This is a genomic window from Microbacterium sp. A20, assembly GCF_004794515.1.
Taxonomy (GTDB): Bacteria; Actinomycetota; Actinomycetes; order Actinomycetales; family Microbacteriaceae; genus Microbacterium.
This window is the reverse complement of sequence record NZ_SSDF01000082.1, coordinates 189,503-206,166: the sequence shown is the minus strand read 5'-3', so window position 1 is coordinate 206,166 and position 16,664 is coordinate 189,503. Positions and strand designations below refer to the sequence as shown.

The following is a 16,664-nucleotide window of genomic DNA, read 5'->3' as shown; positions in this document are numbered from 1 at the left end:
GCCGGCGACCCAGGTCGCCGCCGCGTGGGAATCAGCCGAAGGCTGGACGTGGCAGGCAATGGGCATCGGCCCGGTGTCGATGCCGGTGCTGCTCGCCCTGGCGGCCGCGGTGGTGCTGACAGTGCTGCTTGTCGTGTTCCTGAGCTCCCGCCGACGGGGACGCTCGAAGACCGTGCTCGACGTCGTCACCGCCACCGGGCGGACGACGGTCGACCGCAACGTGGTCGACGCCGTCCTCACCGAGCCGCTGATCCGGCGACCCGACGTGCTCTCGGCACGCACCGGCACCTACCGTGTCGGCTCGACGCGCGCGGTCGAACTGGCGGTCACCGTGCGTCCGGGGGCCCCACTGGCGACCGTCGTCGCGGCGGCCGAGGCGGCGATCGGCGAATGGGACGACCTGTTGGGGTCCCGCATCCCGATCCTGCTGCACCTCTCGGATCGGCGCTGGCGCGAGGGTTTCCGTTCGCCGACCAGGGTGCAGTAGCCGGTCGTGGCGACGATACAGAGCCACGCGCGGACCACGCGCGTGCGGATACGCACCCGACATACGGGTGCGCTGAGGAAAGGAGACGCCATGGGCGCTGAGGACAAGATCAAGGCCGCTGCGGAGAAGGTCGCCGGGAAGGCGAAGGAGGCCGTCGGCAAGGTCACCGGCGACGACAAGCTCGTCGCCGAGGGCAAGACCGAGCAGGCCAAGGGCGAGATCCGCGACACGGCCGAGAACGTCAAGGATGCGTTCAAGAAGTAGCGGGTGCGGGGAGGGACCCGGACGGGTCTCTCCCGATCACTCCCAGGTGGGTCGGCGAGGATCCGATCCGGTGAGGCGTCCGTTCCGAATCCCCTGGGGGGATCGGATCGAGGGGTGGGGAACAGATGGAAGAGGAACGCTTTCGCAGAGCGCTCGAGCACGCTGACGACGGCATCGTCGCCGGGCGCGCGATGGACGGCGATGTCGAAGCGTTCGCCGTGCTCGTGCGGAGATACACGCCGATGATGCGCGCGTACACGCAGCGGATGCTGAACGCCTCGGCCGATGTCGATGACATCGTGCAGGAGTCCTTCGTCACCGCATGGCAGCGGTTCGGCGAGCTCGACGACCCGTCGAAGGTGAAGAGCTGGCTCATGCGGATCGTGGGCCGCAAGGCGGTGGATCGCATCCGCGCGACGCGACCGGTCGTGGACATCGACTCCATCGACCGCCCCGCGCCGCTGCACGCCTCGCCGTCGACGGTGGTCGAGGTGCGCGCCGGAGTCGCCGCGGTCGGTGCGGCGCTCCGCGAGCTGCCCGACGCGCAGCGCGAATGCTGGGTCCTGCGCGAGATCGGCGGCTACTCCTACGAGGAGATCGCGGAAGAGCTCGACATCCCCGTCTCGACCGCGCGCGGACTCCTCGCGCGGGCTCGGAAATACATGATCGTACGGATGGAGGAGTGGCGATGACCGACGAGAGAGACGTCCCCGAAGTCCGCCGTCTCGGTCTGGAACCGAGCGATCTCGACGGGCACACGCTCGACGAGCTCACCGACTACCTCGAAGCGGGACGACAGCCCTCCGACCGCTCGATCGACGAGTCGCCCGGATGTCAGCTGGCGCTGGACGCACTCGAACGACTGCACGGCCTGGGTGCAGAGCTGATGGCCGCCGAGACCGCAGCGGAACCGGAGGTCGATGCGAGCTGGGTCGACCGCATCCTCAGCGGCATCGCCATGGACGCGCGCTCGGGCAGACGCATCCCGTTCGATGCCCCGGATCCGTCGACGGATCTCGGGATCACCGAGGGTGCGGTGCGCGGACTCATCCGCGCGTCCGAGAGCACTGTGCAGGGACTGCTCATCGGGCGCTGCCGCCTCATCGGCGACGTGACCGTCGCGGATGCTCCGATCCGTGTGGAGATCGATGCCAGCGCGCTGCACGGGCAGCCGATCCCCGTGATCGCGGATCGGCTCCGGGTCGAGGTCGATCGGGCCCTTCGCGCGCACACGGAGTTGAACGTCGTCGCGATCGACATCGCGATCCGGGACATCAGGGAGGTGTCGTCATGGACGCAGGAGAGCTGACGGCGGCGGATGAGCGTGCGGCGCTCGCCGCCGCGATCGAGGCAGCGGTGCGGGCGACTCCTGGTGTCCGCAGCATGTACCGCTCCGGCTCGCTCATCTCGAACCTGCTCCGTGCGGGCGCCGCGGCGCTCGGCGGGCGACAGGAGGACGAGCCGCTCGTGTCGGTCGCTCCCGTGGGCGACGGCGTCGCGGTGGAGTCGTCGATCGGGGTGGACGCCGACGCGAGGTCGGGGGAGGCCATCCGCGCCGCGCACGCCGCGATCGAGGCTGTGCTCGAGGCGCGCGGGCTCCGGCGGGACAGCATCACCCTGACGGTCGTGCACGTGCAGTCCGCCGAGGCGGCGCACGCGGGGTGAGGCGGCGGGTGCCGCTCGTTCCTGGGTGAGGGGAGCGGCACCCGCCGGGCGCACGGCGATCAGGCGACGGTGCGCAGTCCCTCCACGAGCGGGGTGGTGGGGCGTCCGATCAGGCGCGCGAGCGTTCCGTCGGTGTCGGCCAGGGCACCATCGCGGATCCCGGCGTCGAGAGCGGCGACGAATCCGGCGGTTCCCTCATCCAGACCGGCTTCTCGGAGGGCCGCGAGCTGATCGTCGAACGAGACCGGGACGAACGTGACCTCGCGCCCCGTGACCTCGGAGAACGCCGAGGCGAGATCGCTGTAGGTCCAGGCGACGTCGCCGCCGAGCTCGTAGACCTCGCCGACGTGTCCGTCTTCGAGTGCGACGACCGCCGCAGCCTCTGCGAAGTCCTTGCGGCTGGCCGAGGCGACCCGCCCGTCACCGGTGCCGGCGGTGAGCACTCCGGTCTCGGCGGCGCGCGCGAGGTCGGCGGCGTAGTTCTCGGTGTACCAGTTGTTGCGGAGGATCACGGAGGGGAGTCCCGCGGCGGCGATCAGCTCTTCCGTCGCCTTGTGCTCGGGCGCCAGGACCAGGTCGCTGGTGGTCGCCTTCGGCGCGCTGGTGTAGACGAACTTGGAGACCCCGGCGGCCTTCGCGGCGTCGATGACAGCCTGGTGCTGGGCCACGCGCTGCCCGACCTCGGACCCCGATACGAGCACGACGGTGTCGACGCCCTCGACCGCCGCGGCCACCGAGGCGGGGTCGGTGTAGTCCAGACGCACGACGCGGACGCCGAGGTCGGCCGCCTTGACAGTGTCGCGTGCCCCGGCGACGATCGACTGCGGGTCGGCTCCGCGCTCGAGCAGGCTGGCGATGATGAGGCGTCCGAGATTGCCGGTCGCGCCGGTGACGAGGATGGTCATGAGGGTCCTTTCGTAGGTGACACCCTCGACAACCTCGCGACGGGCAGCGCGCATTCCGCCTTGACGGTACCCACTTTGAAGTAAGGTACCCACATGACGGTTAGTTTCGCGCAGATAAAGGAATCAACGCCGTTCGTCTTCGATCAGAACTGCGGCACGCGGGTCGTACTCGACCACATCATGAGCAAATGGGGCGTGCTCGTGCTCTCGTGCCTCTCCGACGGCACGCTCCGCTGGGGCGAGCTGCGCCGCGAGGTCGACGGCATCAGCGAGAAGATGCTCGCCTCCACACTGCGCACCCTCGCCGACGACGGTCTCGTGCATCGGGAGTCGCTCCCGACGGTGCCCCCGCACGTCGAGTACAGCCTGACCCCGCTGGGCCGCGATCTCATGGAGCGGATGCTGCCGTTGATGGAATGGGTCGCCGACCATGCCGACGGGATGCTCGGAAGGGTCTGAATCTGCGGATTCCGTCGCCCATCGCGCTGTCGGCTGCGGATTCGGTTGGCGAAAGAAACCATTGACGCGATAACCGCGGTGGCTCTACTGTTCTGACATGGCAGCAACGACGCCGATTCATCTGGAACGACCCGACGGCAAGGGTCTGGCTGCGGGGACGCTGGGACTCTGGGGTTCGACCGTCATCGGTCTGGCCTCGACGGCCCCGGTCTACTCGCTCGTGGCGACGCTCGGCTTCGTGGTGCTCGCCGTCGGTGCGCAGGCACCGATCGCCTTCATCATCGCCTTCGTCCCGATGCTCCTGATCGCCTTCGCGTATCGAGAGCTCAACAACGCGGTGCCCGACTGCGGCACCACCTTCACCTGGGGGACCAAGGCGTTCGGTCCGTGGGTGGGGTGGATGGGCGGCTGGGGCGTCGCGGTCGCGGGCATGGTCGTGCTCGCCAACCTCGCGCAGATCGCCTCGGTCTACTTCTGGTCGCTGATCGGACAGGACCTCGAGAACAACGACTGGCGCGTCGTCGTCGTCGCCGTGCTCTTCATCGCTGCGATGACCTGGGTCAGCTGGCGCGGTGTCGAGATCGGCGAGCGCATCCAGAACATCCTCCTCGGCATCCAGTACCTCGCGCTCGCGATCTTCGTGGTGACCGCGCTGTGGCAGTTCTTCGCCGGCACCGCCCCGAATCCCACGCCGTTCTCGTGGGAGTGGATGAACCCGTTCGCGTTCACCGACTGGTCGGGCTTCACCGAGGCCATCCTCCTCGCGCTCTTCATCTACTGGGGCTGGGACACGTGCCTCGCCCTGAACGAGGAGACCAAGGACCCGAAGCGCATCCCCGGCCGGGCCGCGCTGCTGACCACGGTCATCCTGCTGTTCACCTACGTCGCCGTGACCATCGCGGCCATGATGTACGCCGGGCTCGGCGAGGACGGCACGGGGCTGGGCAACGAGGCGAACGCCGACGACTTCTTCCTCGCCATCAAGGACGGGCTGCTCGGGCCGTTCGGCTGGGTGCTGGTCGTGTCGGTGATCATCTCGGCGATCTCGTCGACGCAGACCACCATCCTGCCGACCGCCCGCGGCACGCTCGCGATGGGCGTGTACCGCGCACTGCCGGCGAAGTTCAAGGAGGTGCACCCGACCTACAAGACGCCGTCGTTCTCGACGATCGTGATGGGCGTGGTCGCCTCGGTCTACTACATCGGCATGACGCTGATCAGCGACAACATCCTCCAGGACTCGATCCTCTCGCTCGGCCTCGCGATCGCCTTCTACTACGCCATCACCGGCTTCGCCTGCGTCTGGTACTTCCGGAAGGACCTGACCGCCTCGCCGCGGGAGTTCTTCTTCAAGGGGCTCTTCCCGCTGCTGGGCGGGCTCATGCTGACCTGGGCATTCGTGCAGTCCGCGATCGACATGTGGGACGTCGACTACGGGTACACGGTGCTGTTCGGCATCGGCGGCACGTTCGTGATCGGCGTCGGCTCGCTCGCGTTCGGTCTGGTGCTGATGTTCGTCTGGTACCTGTTCCCGCGGTCGAAGCGGTTCTTCCGCGGCGAGAGCCTGAACCGGGAGACCCAGGTGATGGTGCCGGATGAGCCGTCCGTCACGATCCGCTCGATCGACGGCGGCATCTGAGGTCGCCTCGGGCACGTCTGCGGACGTGTCCTAGGCTTGCTCCGTGCGCATCCGGCTCGACATCGCCTACGACGGCACCCACTTCCGCGGGTGGGCGAAGCAGCCGACGCTTCGCACGGTGCAGGGCACTCTCGAGGCGGCGCTCGCGCGGATCGTCGGGTCCGACGTGCAGTTCGTTGTCGCCGGTCGTACCGACGCCGGCGTGCATGCCAGCGGTCAGGTCGCGCACGTCGACCTGGACGAGAGACAGTGGGCGCGCATCGAGGCCAGGCAGGGGCGCGCGCCGATGGCTCCTGCGGAGACGATCGCCGGTCGCATGCGCGGGGTGCTCGGCGCGTACTCCGACGTCACCGTCACGAAGACGTCCATCGCTCCCGAAGGCTTCGACGCCCGGTTCTCGGCCGTGTGGCGGCGCTACCGCTACCGTCTCGCCGATGCGCAGGCCGGATTCGACCCGCTGCGACGGCACGACACGACGAACATCCGCGGGCGTCTCGACGAGCAGGCGATGGATGCCGCGGCGCGCAGCCTCATCGGACTGCACGACTTCGCGGCGTACTGCAAGCCCCGCGACGAGGCGACGACCATCCGCACCCTGCTCGACTACCGCTGGGAGCGCGACGCCGAAGGGGTTCTCGTCGCCGAGGTCAAGGCCGACGCGTTCTGCCACAGCATGGTGCGTGCGCTCGTCGGCGCGTGCGCGGCCGTGGGGGAGGGGCGCCTCGACGTCGAGGACGTCGTGGTCTTGCGCGACGCCTTGACGCGCACCAGCGAGTTCAAGGTGCTGGCGGCCCGAGGGCTCATCCTCACCGAGGTCGGGTACCCCGCCGATGAGCTACTGTCGGCACGAGCGGAGCAGACGAGGGCGCGTCGTGACGGTGTGAGCCGTCTTCGCGATCCGGAGCCCGACCACAGCCTGGGCGAGTAGCGTGGAACGGTCATGAAGGTCATCTCCTATAACCTCCAGAAGCATCGCGCGGCCGGAGAACTCGCGGCCCTCGTCGGCGAGCACGACCCCGACATCCTGTGTCTGCAGGAGTGCGACGTTCCGGAGCTGCCCGCAGAGATCGGCGACCTCGTGCTGGCGGATGCGACGCAGGGCAACCGACTCGGACTCGCGCTGTTCTACCGATCGAGCACCTACCACCTGCAGTCGATCCGCACCCTCGGGCTGAAGAAGTCGCTGCACGACCGCATCGCGAAGCCCGCTCACGAGCGTGTGCTGGGGGCGCGGCTGCGTGACATCGACGATGCCCAGGATTTCATCGTGGCCTCCTTCCATGCCGCCCCGCTGACGGCGCTGAACTCGCTGCGTCGGCACCAGATCCGCGCAGCGCTCAGCGAGCTCGCGACTCTCGGTGAGGGGCTGCCGCAGCTCATGGTCGGCGACTACAACTACCCGATCTTCAAGGAGAACCTCGGTCAGGCGGTGCGCGACCACGGTTACGCCCTCTCGCTCAGCGACGACCACACGTACACCCGCTACCGCGTGTTCCGCGGGCACTACGACTTCGCGACCTCGGCCGGTTTCGAGATCGAGCGCATCACGACTCTGCCGCAGGGGTCGAGCGACCACCGCCCGATCCTGGTCACGGTCAAGCCCGATTGACTCGACCCTCGTCCGCTCCGGTCGCACTTGCTGCCGCTCTCAGCCGCCGACAGCGGGAGAAAGTGCGACCGGAGCGAGCCGAGGGGGTGGGTTTGGGCATCCGCGCCCGGTGGCGTATGATTTCCCTTTGGTGCCTTTCCCGTCCGCGGGAGAGCGCATCGTCCGAACGTGAGCCCTCCACTGGCGTGTTCCTCCCTGTCGGGAAGAACCACCCCGGAGTGGGATTCACGAACTTCTCCGTTCGACACAAGAAAGCAGCACTATCGTGACGCGCACTTACACCCCCAAGGCTGGCGAAGTCCAGCGCGATTGGGTCGTCATCGACGCCACCGACGTCGTTCTCGGCCGTCTGGCTTCGCACGCCGCTACGCTCCTGCGTGGCAAGCACAAGCCGACCTTCGCCAACCACATCGACTCGGGTGACTTCGTCATCATCGTGAACGCCGACAAGGTCGCGCTCACCGGTCAGAAGCTCCAGAAGAAGCTGGCCTACCGCCACTCGGGTTACCCGGGCGGCCTGAAGTCGGTCACCTACGCCGAGCTCCTCGAGAAGAACCCGGTCCGCGCTGTGGAGAAGGCCATCCGTGGCATGCTCCCCAAGAACAGCCTCGGCCGCCAGCAGCTGACCAAGCTCAAGGTGTACGTCGGTGCCGAGCACCCGCACGCCGCGCAGCAGCCGCAGACGTACACCCTCGACCAGGTCGCCCAGTAAGCGCCGTAAAGACTTAAGGACATACTCGTGGCTGACATCCAGGACACCACCGAAACCCCCCAGAACTTCTCGACGTCGACTCCCGAGACCGACGTGGTCGAGGCGGCTCCCCGCCCCGTCCTCAGCGTCCCGGGTGCCGCTGTCGGCCGTCGCAAGCAGGCCATCGCCCGCGTGCGCATCGTCCCCGGCTCGGGCACGATCACGGTCAACGGCCGCACGATCGAGGACTACTTCCCGAACAAGCTGCACCAGCAGCTGATCAACGACCCGTTCACGGTGCTGAACCTCGCGGGTGCGTACGACGTCATCGCGCGCATCTCCGGTGGTGGCCCCTCGGGTCAGGCCGGCGCGCTCCGTCTCGGCATCGCTCGTTCGCTGAACGGCATCGACGAGGAGAACAACCGTCCGACCCTGAAGAAGGCCGGCTTCCTCTCGCGCGACGCTCGCGTCAAGGAGCGCAAGAAGGCCGGACTCAAGAAGGCCCGTAAGGCGCCCCAGTACTCGAAGCGTTAAGGTCCACTGCTCCGATGCCGATCTTTGGCACGGACGGCGTGCGAGGACTTGCCAATGGCATCCTCACCGCCGACCTGGCGCTCACCCTGGCCCAGGCGACTGCTGTCGTCCTGGGCCAGGGCCGTACTGCGGAGGCTCGCAAGGCCGAAGGCAAGCGACTCACCGCAGTGGTCGCCCGGGACCCTCGGGTCTCCGGACACTTCCTGACGTCGGCCGTCTCGGCCGGTCTCGCCTCCTCGGGGGTCGACGTGCTCGAGGCCGGTGTCATCCCGACCCCGGCTCTGGCGTTCCTCGTCGCCGACCGTGACGCCGATTTCGGCGTGATGATCTCGGCGTCGCACAACGCCGCTCCCGACAACGGCATCAAGATCTTCGCCCGTGGGGGCCGCAAGCTCCCCGATGAGGTCGAGCAGCGCATCGAAGAGGCGATGTCCGGTGAGATGCTGCGCCCGACCGGCGCCGGCGTCGGTCGTGTCGACCGCTTCTCCGACGCGGAGGACCGCTACGTCGTGCACCTCCTCGGCTCGCTGCCGAACCGTCTCGAGGGCATCCACGTCGTGCTCGACTGCGCCCACGGCGCGGCATCCGGCGTCTCGCCCGAGACGTTCCGCGATGCGGGCGCCGAGGTGACCGTCATCGGGGCCGACCCCGACGGCTGGAACATCAATGACGGCGTCGGCTCGACCCACCTCGACAACCTCGCCGAGGCCGTCGTGCGTCTGGGTGCCGACATCGGCATCGCCCACGACGGCGACGCCGACCGCTGCCTCGCTGTGGACGCCGAGGGCAACCACATCGACGGCGACCAGATCATGGCGATCCTCGCGGTCTCGATGAAGGAGCGCGGACGCCTCACCGACGACACGCTCGTCGCGACCGTCATGAGCAACCTCGGCCTGCACGTCGCGATGCGCGAGCACGGCATCACGGTGCGTCAGACCGCCGTCGGCGACCGCTACGTGCTCGAAGACATGAACGAGGGCGGATACGCGCTCGGCGGCGAGCAGTCGGGTCACGTCATCATGAGCGAGTTCGCCACCACCGGTGACGGCATCCTCACGGGGCTCCACCTGGTGGCGGAGATGGCACGGCAGAAGAAGTCGATCGCCGAGCTCGCGTCGATCATGACGGTGTACCCGCAGGTGCTCATCAACGTGCGCGACGTCGACAAGGATCGCGTCGCCGACGACGAGGTCGTGCAGCAGGCGGTGCGCGACATCGAGAGCGAGCTGGGGGAGTCCGGTCGTGTGCTGTTGCGCAAGTCCGGCACCGAGCCGCTCGTGCGCGTCATGGTCGAAGCCGCGGATGCGGAGTCGGTGCACGCCTTCGCCGGACGTCTGGCAGAGGTCGTCCAGGACCGCCTCGCGCTCTGACGCTCGCAGAACCTCGAACCGGCCGGTTGCTGATCTCAGCGGCCGGCCGGTTCTCTGTCTTCGGGGCGTCGCCGAGCTGCGCGGTCAGGGCGCCGCGCAGATGCGGTACTGGCCGGCGTCGACGAGGGTCTCGGTCGCGCAGGGCCGAGTGGTCAGCCGGGGCGCGTCGGCCATGGCGGGAGCGTCGAAGAGCCCGACGTGTGCACCCGTCAGGACGATCGGCGCGACCGCGTACCCCCAGGGCTCCGCCGCCAGCCATTCGATGTCGTTCGCCTCGACCCAGGCCGTGAGCGGCACAAGGGCGACCCGCTGGCTCTCCAGCGTCGTGCGGGGCTCGTACGTCGACACGACGTGGGAAACCCCGCCGCCGGCGATGATGGCGGCCAGTGCGGACGCGGCGACGACGCCGATGACACGGACGCCGTTGCGGCGCGGCAGGGCGGCCACGGCCCACAGGGCGACCGCGGCGATCACGGGGAAGAACGCCAGGATGCCGGGTGCGGGGTGTCGCACCCACAGCGGCAGTCGGGAGGCGGTGGCCCACCAGCCCACGAACGCGAGTGCGCCGACGATGGCCGCCAGAGCGTAAGCGATCACGATCCGGTCGGCGGCGCTCGCGTCACGCCAGCGCAGCACGATGCCGGTGATCGCGAGAGCGAGGGCGATGACCGCTCCGATCACGGCGAGGAAGCCGGGCAGCGACCACGAGTCCGCCAGCGTGCCGAGCTTCTGCAGCACCGTGGTCGCGGCGTCGCCCTGACCGCCGGTGCGGAGGAAGTGACCGAAGTCGCGCAGGTGCTGCACGAAGCCGCCGAAGCCCAGCGACAGCAGCGCGCCGAGCTCCAGGAGCAGCGTCGGCACGGCGGCCAGCAGGAGGGGCAGCCACGACCGCCGGAGGGTGTCGCTCACGCGGGCCCAGCCGGTGCCGTCGGAGAGCACCCACAGGGCGATCGCGAACGCCGGCAGTGCGAGGGCGGCGATGAGCTTCGCCTGGATCGCGAGACCCACGAGGAGGCCGGCCAGCCACGCGCGGCGGGGAAGGAGCGTGAGCGCCCAGACGAGGAGCGCGGCCGCGGGGATCTCGCCGAGCAGATCGGCGGGGCCCTGGATGGGGGAGAACCCGGCATCCGCGGTGAACGCCAGGGGGACCGCGACGGCGAGTAGAGCTGCCCAGCGTCCGCCGATGCGCCGTCCAATCACGGCGAGCCCGGCGAGGAGCGTCACCCAGAAGGCCAGAGGGACCAGCCGTGCCGCCAGCACCGGGTCCATCCCGGTCGCGAGGAGCGCGGCCACGGGCAGGAGCACGACGGGCCCGGTCGAGATGCGCGGGTCGAAGGGTGTGATGGTCGACCCGGAGAGGGCGCCGTCGCTGGAGTATCCGAGACCGTCGAGCAGGTTGAGCGGAACGGTGAGGTTGAAGGCCTCGTCCTCCCAGAAGCGCCAGACGAAGAGGCTGTGCCACGCGACGATGACGTGCCCGATCAGCAGGGCGACTGCCGCCGCCCAGAACGCGATCGTGCGTGCTCGCGTCATCGCGCGACGGTCTCCGGTCGACGGATGTTGCGCAGGGGAGCGGATGGCCGCAGTGAGAGCGTCCACGCCTCGACGAGGGCGACGCGCACGAACCGGCGCAGGCGCTTCGGCGGCAACGTGACGGAGTTCCCGCGCCCCCACATGGTGCCGGTGGTCGATTCTCCTCGTCGGGGGATGCTGGCCACACGGAGGTAGCGCACGGTGAAGCCCGCGCGAGCCTCGGCGAGGGAGAAGTGCACGTGCGGCACCGTGGCGTCGGCCGGGGTCGCATCGACGAGCAGTCGCAGGGCGTCGGGGCGGTAGGCGCGCAGCGGGGTGTTGACGTCGGGGATGCGGCGTCCGGCGGCGAGGGCGATCAGGAGGCCGACTGCGCCCGTGAGCACCTTGCGATACCAGGGGTCGTTGCGACCGTCGCGCACGCCGTGGACGACGTCGGCATCCTCGGTCGTGAGCGCGGTGATGAGTCGGGTGAAGTCGCTGCCGTAGAACTGGCCGTCGCCGTCCACGTGCACGAGCACGTCGGGGTCGGCGGCGAGTCCGGCGCGGTAGGCGGAGAGCGCGGTCGGGCCGTGACCGCGGTTGAGGGGCTGCACCTCGACGGTGACGTCGGAGACACCGTCGAACACCGAAGCCGTGGCATCCGTGGAGCGATCGTCGGCGACGTGGAAGGTGACGCGGTCGGCCAGGGGAGACACGCAGTCGCGGATCTCGTCGATGAAGCCCCGGATGCCTTCGGCCTCGTTATAGGCGGGCATGACGACGGCGAGATGGCGAAGGGTCACAGGGTCCTTGGGGTGGCGGAGGGCGCGGGGATCAGCAAGTAGCCTAGTTGAGCCATGAACCCTCCCTCTCGCATCCGTCGCCTCGCCGGCGTCGGCAGCCGTTTCCTCGTCGTCGGCGCTCTGAGCACCCTCATCGAGGTCGGCGTCTTCAATCTGCTGGTCTTCGCGTGGGGATGGGATGTCGTCGCCGCGAAGATCGTCGCCTCGCTCGTCGCGCTGGTCAACGCGTACATCGGGAACCGCGAGTGGACGTTCCGCCATCGCGACCGTCGCGGACGGGTCTCCGAGGTCACCCTGTTCCTCGTCACCAATGCCGTGTGCACGGCCATCGGCGCCTTCCTCGTCTGGGTGGGCGTCGAGGCGGTCGCCGCGGTCCTCGGCCGGGAGCCCGGAGCGGTCGCCGTCAACGTGGTGAACCTGACGAGCATCGTCATCGTGGTGCTGCTGCGCTTCGTGCTCTATCACGGCATCGTCTTCCGGGTGGCGCCGACCAAGTAGTACGGGTCGGTCGGGGCGGATCAGACTCGAGCGGTTTCGCGCTTCTTGGCGCTCTTCGCCTTCTTGGCACGCTTGGCCTTCCGACGATCCGTCGAAGTCTCGCCGTCCAGGTCGTGCGTCGACCCGTAGGTGTACGAGCCGTAGCCGTAGCTGTCCGGGCCCTTCGTGGGCAGCATCGTGACGACGACGCCGAGCATCTGCACGCCGGCGTTCTCGAGTGCGCGCAGTGCCCCGGAGAGCTCCTGCTTCTTCGTCTTGCCGGAGGCCGCGGCGAGGATGACGCCGCGGGTCTTGCTTCCCACCACGGCCGCATCGGTCACCAGCAGCAGCGGCGGCGCGTCGATGAGCACGTAGTCGAAGTAATCACCGAGCGACGTGAGCACCTGATCCATCGCGGCCGAGCCCAGCAGCTCGCTCGGGTTCGGCGGCACCTGCCCGCTCGGCAGGGCGTACAGGTCGGTGGTGCCCCACTTCTGCAGCGCGTCGGCCACGTCCACGCGTCCGATGAGCACGTCGGTGAGTCCGACGCCGCCCTCGATGCCGAGGTAGTCGGCCACGCGGGGCAGTCGCAGGTCGCCGTCGACCAGGGCCACACGGGCACCCGTCTCGGCGAGAGCGATGGCGAGGTTGGCGGTCGTCGTCGACTTGCCCTCACCGGGGCCTGCGCTGGAGACGACGAAGATGCGGGGGCCGGCGTCGAGGTTGAGGAACTGCAGGTTCGTGCGCAGGCTGCGGAACGACTCGGCGCGCGGGCTGCGCGGATCGGCGTGCACGATGAGCGGGCGCTTGGTGGCATCCGGGTCGTACGCGATGCCGCCGAGGACGGGGCGATCGGTGACTGCCTCGATGTCGTGGAGCGTGTGGATGCGGTTGTCGAGCACGGTGCGGAGCATCGCGATGCCGAGACCGAGAGCCAGGCCGATGATGCCGCCGAGGATGATCAGCAGGCGCACGTTGGGGCTCGTCGGGGTGGAGGAGGCGATGGCGGGCTCGGTCACGGTGATGCGCACCGGGCTGACGGCGTCTTCGGTCGCGGGCTGCTCGAGCGTCTTCTGCACCGCGTCCTGGAAGCTCACGGCGACGGCGTTGGCGATGGCCGCGGCCTGCTCGGGGTCGCCGTCGGTCACGCTGACGTCGATCAGGACGGTGTTGAGCGGGGTCGTCGCTGTGACGCGGCTGCTGAGGCCCGAGACCGAGTCGTCGAGGCCGAGTTCTTCGATGACGGGTTCGAGCACGAGCGCGGTGCCGACGACGTCGACGTAGCTGGTGACCATCTGCCGTGCGAAGGTCGTGCCCTGCACGAGGTCACCGGTGGCGGCGCCCTCGGTGCGGACCGAGACGTACAGCTGCGTCGATGCGACGTACTTCGGCTGCTGCAGCGCGGCATAGCCGGCACCGCCGGCGAGGCCGAGGACCATCAGGACGAGGATCAGGATCCAGTTTCTGTGCAGCACACGCACGTAGTCGCGAAGTTCCACGCGGCAGATTCCCCCTGATGCAGTGCGACCTCTGCCGATCAAGGCGGGCCGTGAAAACGGTATCCCAGTATTCTTCCACAGCGACGGTGGGACGACCGGCGCTGCGCGTGTTCAGTGCGTCGCCGGCGCGGCGGTGCCGTAGGTCGTGCTCGCGGCAGCGGTGACCGGAGCCTTCGTCAGCACCGTGCCGAGCACTCTCGCTCCGACCGACTCGATGCTCTTGGCCGCGTCGGCGAGCCGGTTGGCCTGCGACGATCCGGCGGCGGCGATCAGGAGGGCTCCCGTCGTCACGCGGGCGATCACCGCGGCATCCGTCACCAGCAGCAGCGGCGGGGCATCGATGATGACGACGTCGAAGGCCTCGGTGAGCGTCTCGATCAGGCTCTCCATCGCGGGGGAGCCGAGCAGCTCGGCCGGGTTCGGTGGCACGGTGCCGGCCGGGAGCACGAACAGGGCGCTGCGGCCCCAGCGCTGGATGACGTCGTTGAGCTGCACGCGGCTGGCCAGCACATCGCTGAGTCCGATGCCGCCCTCGATGCCGAAGTACTCGGCCACGCGGGGGAGGCGGAGGTCGCCGTCGAGCAGGGCCACGCGCTGACCCGCGTCGGCGAAGGCGAGCGCCAGGTTCGCGGCCGTGGTCGACTTCCCTTCACCCGGACCGGAGCTCGTCACGACGAAGACGCCCTGGTTGCCGGAGAAGAAGAAGCGCACGTTGGTGCGGAGGCTGCGGTAGGCCTCGGCGCGGAGACCGTGCGGTGTGGTGCTCATGGCGAGGGGGTGCTCACCGGTGTCGGGGTCCAGCGGGATCTGTCCGAGCACCGGCACCGGCACGGCCGCCTCGACATCCGCCGCGACGCGCACCCGGCGGTCGAGCGTCGCGCGCAGGAGAGCGATGCCGACGCCGACCGCGAGGCCGAGGAGGGCGCCGATCGTGAGAGACAGGGAGAGGTTCGGCGCGACGGGCTGCGTCGGCACCTGGGCCGGTTCGAGGGTGACGATCCGGATGCTGAACGCGGCGGTCTGCTCGCGCTCTTCGAGAGTGCCGGTGACGACGGTGGCGAAGCTCTCCGCGACGGCGTTCGCGATGCGCGCGGCCTGCCCCGGGTTGCGGTCGCTGACGCTGATCGTGATGATCGCGCTGTTGAGCGGTGCCGACGCGCTGATGCCGGAGGGCGCCGAGGAGAGGCCGAGGTCTTCGACCACGGGGTCGAGCACGAGCGAGCTCGTGATGATCGAGCGGTAGGTCTCCACAGCCTGCTTCGCGTAGCCGGTGGCGAGCGCGCGTTCCGCGGGGGTGGCGGTGTCGGCGACCTGCACGGCCACCATGACCTCGGTCGAAGCCTGGTAGCGGGGAGGGGTGAGCATCGCGACCAGCGCGCCGGTGGAGAGTCCGATGAGAATGCTCGCGACGATCACGACGATCTGGCGACGGAACACCCGAAGGTAGTCATGGATGTCCATAGCTCTCCAGCATGGTCGGGTGCGATCGGCGGTATCGTCTTCCGAGACTACCCATTCCTATGAAGGCGACATGACTCACCTCGACGAGCTCTTCCCCGACGGGCCCCGCGCCGGCGACGCAGGGACGGCGGTGCTGGACGACCATCACACCGCTCGCCGGTTGCGGGAGATGATCGGGGAGCCGAGGCAGAGTGGTGCATCGGCGACATCGGACGCGGACGCCCGAGCACTCGCTGACATGGTCGAGGCCGCCGCCCGCACCGCCGTTCCGGTCGGTGCAGGATCCGGTGAGTCGTCCCGTCCGAAGAAGCGCCCGAGACGATCGATCGACGCCGTCACGCTGTCGGCAGCCTCCCTCGCCGTCGTGGCCCTCGTGGTCGCCGGCACCGTCGGCGGCATCCAGATGGCGACGGCCAGCCCGGCCGCGAGTGCCGTGGAGTCGTTGGAGGCCGATGAAGCCTCCCTCCTGAACGCTCACCAGTCGTTGAAGACCGCGGGGGACCGCCTTGTCGCCGACATCGATGCGCAGACGGCGGAGGCCGCGCAGCTCCGCAGCGCGCTCACCGGGACGAGCACCGCCGCCGATCCGGCCGGCGAACTCGACGATGCGCCGCTCGCGGTCACCGACGCGGCCGCGCTCGCCACGGCGCTCGCGGCCGTCGATGCGTACGCCTCGGGGTTGGCGGGGATCGCCGTCCCCTCGTTGCCTGCCGACTACGTGCGCGACGATATCGACGAGGACTCGCTCGTGGAGGTCGGCGGCGCGATCGACGGCGTCCAGGAGCGTTTGGTCGCGATGGACGCTGCGACCGCCGAGGCACGGGCGGTCCGCGAGCGGCTCGATGCGCTTCGCCCCACGGCCGACGCGGCGGTCGCTGCCTACGCTGCGTCGTTCGTCGCCGCGGCGGATGCGGCGATCGCCCGCTACCCGGACGCTGAGGAATCGTTGCGCACGGCCGTGTCCGACGCCGCGACGCGTGTCGCTGCCGCGGATCTGTGGGCGGCGGAGGGTCGTTCCGCGCTGGCGGCGTACCGGGACGCGTTCGTCGCGTTGGCTGCGGACCAGCTGCGGTTCGAGATCGAGCGCGAGCAGCGTGAGCAAGAGAATCAGTGGCAGCCCCAGCAACAGCAGCAGCAGGGTGACGGGAACCAGACGCCGCCCACGGACGGGAGCACCGACCCGGGGACCGGTGTCACTCCGCCGGTGACGGGCCCTGGCGACGGCGAGACGGATCCCGGCACCGACCCGCCGGCGGACGGTGAGGGAACGCCATAACGGACGGACC

General features: G+C 69.3%; 19 protein-coding genes. 14 read left to right on the top strand and 5 right to left on the bottom strand.

Annotation, left to right across the window (positions count from 1 at the left end; genetic code table 11):
- The 5 genes from DW298_RS19370 to DW298_RS12825 all read left to right on the top strand — a co-directional run.
- The coding region (locus tag DW298_RS19370) for a hypothetical protein (protein ID WP_168443200.1) at positions 1-487 on the top strand (487 nt) is incomplete at its 5' end.
- A 90-nt stretch (positions 488-577) separates the two neighbouring features.
- Positions 578-751: a CsbD family protein gene (locus DW298_RS12840; protein ID WP_136042862.1), complete on the top strand. Its 174-nt coding sequence runs from the start codon at positions 578-580 to the stop codon at positions 749-751.
- Positions 752-876: 125 nt separating this feature from the next.
- Entirely contained in the window at positions 877-1,443 is a 567-nt protein-coding gene (locus tag DW298_RS12835) for an RNA polymerase sigma factor (RefSeq protein WP_136042861.1), read from the top strand.
- Complete coding sequence (locus DW298_RS12830; protein ID WP_136042860.1) at positions 1,440-2,060, top strand: Asp23/Gls24 family envelope stress response protein; 621 nt, start codon at positions 1,440-1,442, stop codon at positions 2,058-2,060. Before DW298_RS12835 ends, DW298_RS12830 begins: the two co-directional genes overlap by 4 nt.
- Positions 2,042-2,416 (top strand): hypothetical protein, encoded by a 375-nt coding sequence (locus tag DW298_RS12825; protein ID WP_136042859.1) that lies wholly within the window; start codon positions 2,042-2,044, stop codon positions 2,414-2,416. Before DW298_RS12830 ends, DW298_RS12825 begins: the two co-directional genes overlap by 19 nt.
- Before the next feature lie 59 nt (positions 2,417-2,475).
- Here the strand turns inward: DW298_RS12825 and DW298_RS12820 are convergent, their stop codons facing one another.
- A complete protein-coding gene (locus tag DW298_RS12820) occupies positions 2,476-3,321 on the bottom strand; it encodes an SDR family oxidoreductase (RefSeq protein WP_136042858.1) in 846 nt (281 codons plus the stop codon).
- A gap of 93 nt (positions 3,322-3,414) precedes the next feature.
- Between DW298_RS12820 and DW298_RS12815 the strand changes: the two genes are divergently transcribed.
- From DW298_RS12815 to glmM, 7 genes are all read left to right on the top strand, one after another.
- On the top strand, positions 3,415-3,780 hold the full coding sequence (locus DW298_RS12815) for a helix-turn-helix domain-containing protein (RefSeq protein WP_136042857.1): 366 nt from the start codon (positions 3,415-3,417) through the stop codon (positions 3,778-3,780).
- 97 nt (positions 3,781-3,877) lie between these two features.
- Positions 3,878-5,419 (top strand): APC family permease, encoded by a 1,542-nt coding sequence (locus DW298_RS12810; protein ID WP_136042856.1) that lies wholly within the window; start codon positions 3,878-3,880, stop codon positions 5,417-5,419.
- A 43-nt stretch (positions 5,420-5,462) separates the two neighbouring features.
- Complete coding sequence (gene truA, locus DW298_RS12805; protein WP_136042855.1) at positions 5,463-6,347, top strand: tRNA pseudouridine(38-40) synthase TruA; 885 nt, start codon at positions 5,463-5,465, stop codon at positions 6,345-6,347.
- 12 nt (positions 6,348-6,359) lie between these two features.
- A complete protein-coding gene (locus DW298_RS12800; protein ID WP_136042854.1) occupies positions 6,360-7,028 on the top strand; it encodes an endonuclease/exonuclease/phosphatase family protein in 669 nt (222 codons plus the stop codon).
- Between the two features lie 265 nt (positions 7,029-7,293).
- Entirely contained in the window at positions 7,294-7,740 is a 447-nt protein-coding gene (gene rplM, locus DW298_RS12795; RefSeq protein ID WP_029261158.1) for a 50S ribosomal protein L13, read from the top strand.
- 27 nt (positions 7,741-7,767) lie between these two features.
- Positions 7,768-8,253, top strand: a complete 486-nt coding sequence (gene rpsI, locus DW298_RS12790) for a 30S ribosomal protein S9 (RefSeq protein ID WP_017828210.1) — start codon at positions 7,768-7,770, stop codon at positions 8,251-8,253.
- A gap of 14 nt (positions 8,254-8,267) precedes the next feature.
- Positions 8,268-9,626: a phosphoglucosamine mutase gene (glmM, locus tag DW298_RS12785; RefSeq protein ID WP_136042853.1), complete on the top strand. Its 1,359-nt coding sequence runs from the start codon at positions 8,268-8,270 to the stop codon at positions 9,624-9,626.
- Positions 9,627-9,710: 84 nt separating this feature from the next.
- Here the strand turns inward: glmM and DW298_RS12780 are convergent, their stop codons facing one another.
- Positions 9,711-11,159 carry a hypothetical protein gene (locus tag DW298_RS12780; protein ID WP_136042852.1) on the bottom strand — a complete coding sequence of 483 codons (1,449 nt, stop codon included), beginning with the start codon at positions 11,157-11,159 and terminating at the stop codon, positions 9,711-9,713.
- The gene (locus DW298_RS12775; RefSeq protein WP_136042851.1) at positions 11,156-11,941 is read right to left on the bottom strand and encodes a glycosyltransferase family 2 protein; all 786 of its coding nucleotides are present in this window, start codon (positions 11,939-11,941) and stop codon (positions 11,156-11,158) included. Before DW298_RS12775 ends, DW298_RS12780 begins: the two co-directional genes overlap by 4 nt.
- 54 nt (positions 11,942-11,995) lie before the next feature.
- Here DW298_RS12775 and DW298_RS12770 point away from each other — a divergent pair, with 54 nt between their 5' ends.
- On the top strand, positions 11,996-12,439 hold the full coding sequence (locus DW298_RS12770; RefSeq protein ID WP_136042850.1) for a GtrA family protein: 444 nt from the start codon (positions 11,996-11,998) through the stop codon (positions 12,437-12,439).
- Positions 12,440-12,459: 20 nt separating this feature from the next.
- Here the strand turns inward: DW298_RS12770 and DW298_RS12765 are convergent, their stop codons facing one another.
- On the bottom strand, positions 12,460-13,917 hold the full coding sequence (locus DW298_RS12765; protein ID WP_136042849.1) for a polysaccharide biosynthesis tyrosine autokinase: 1,458 nt from the start codon (positions 13,915-13,917) through the stop codon (positions 12,460-12,462).
- 111 nt (positions 13,918-14,028) lie between these two features.
- A complete protein-coding gene (locus tag DW298_RS12760; RefSeq protein WP_136042848.1) occupies positions 14,029-15,378 on the bottom strand; it encodes a polysaccharide biosynthesis tyrosine autokinase in 1,350 nt (449 codons plus the stop codon).
- Between the two features lie 70 nt (positions 15,379-15,448).
- Here DW298_RS12760 and DW298_RS12755 point away from each other — a divergent pair, with 70 nt between their 5' ends.
- Entirely contained in the window at positions 15,449-16,654 is a 1,206-nt protein-coding gene (locus DW298_RS12755; RefSeq protein ID WP_136042847.1) for a hypothetical protein, read from the top strand.
- Positions 16,655-16,664: the final 10 nt, after the last annotated feature.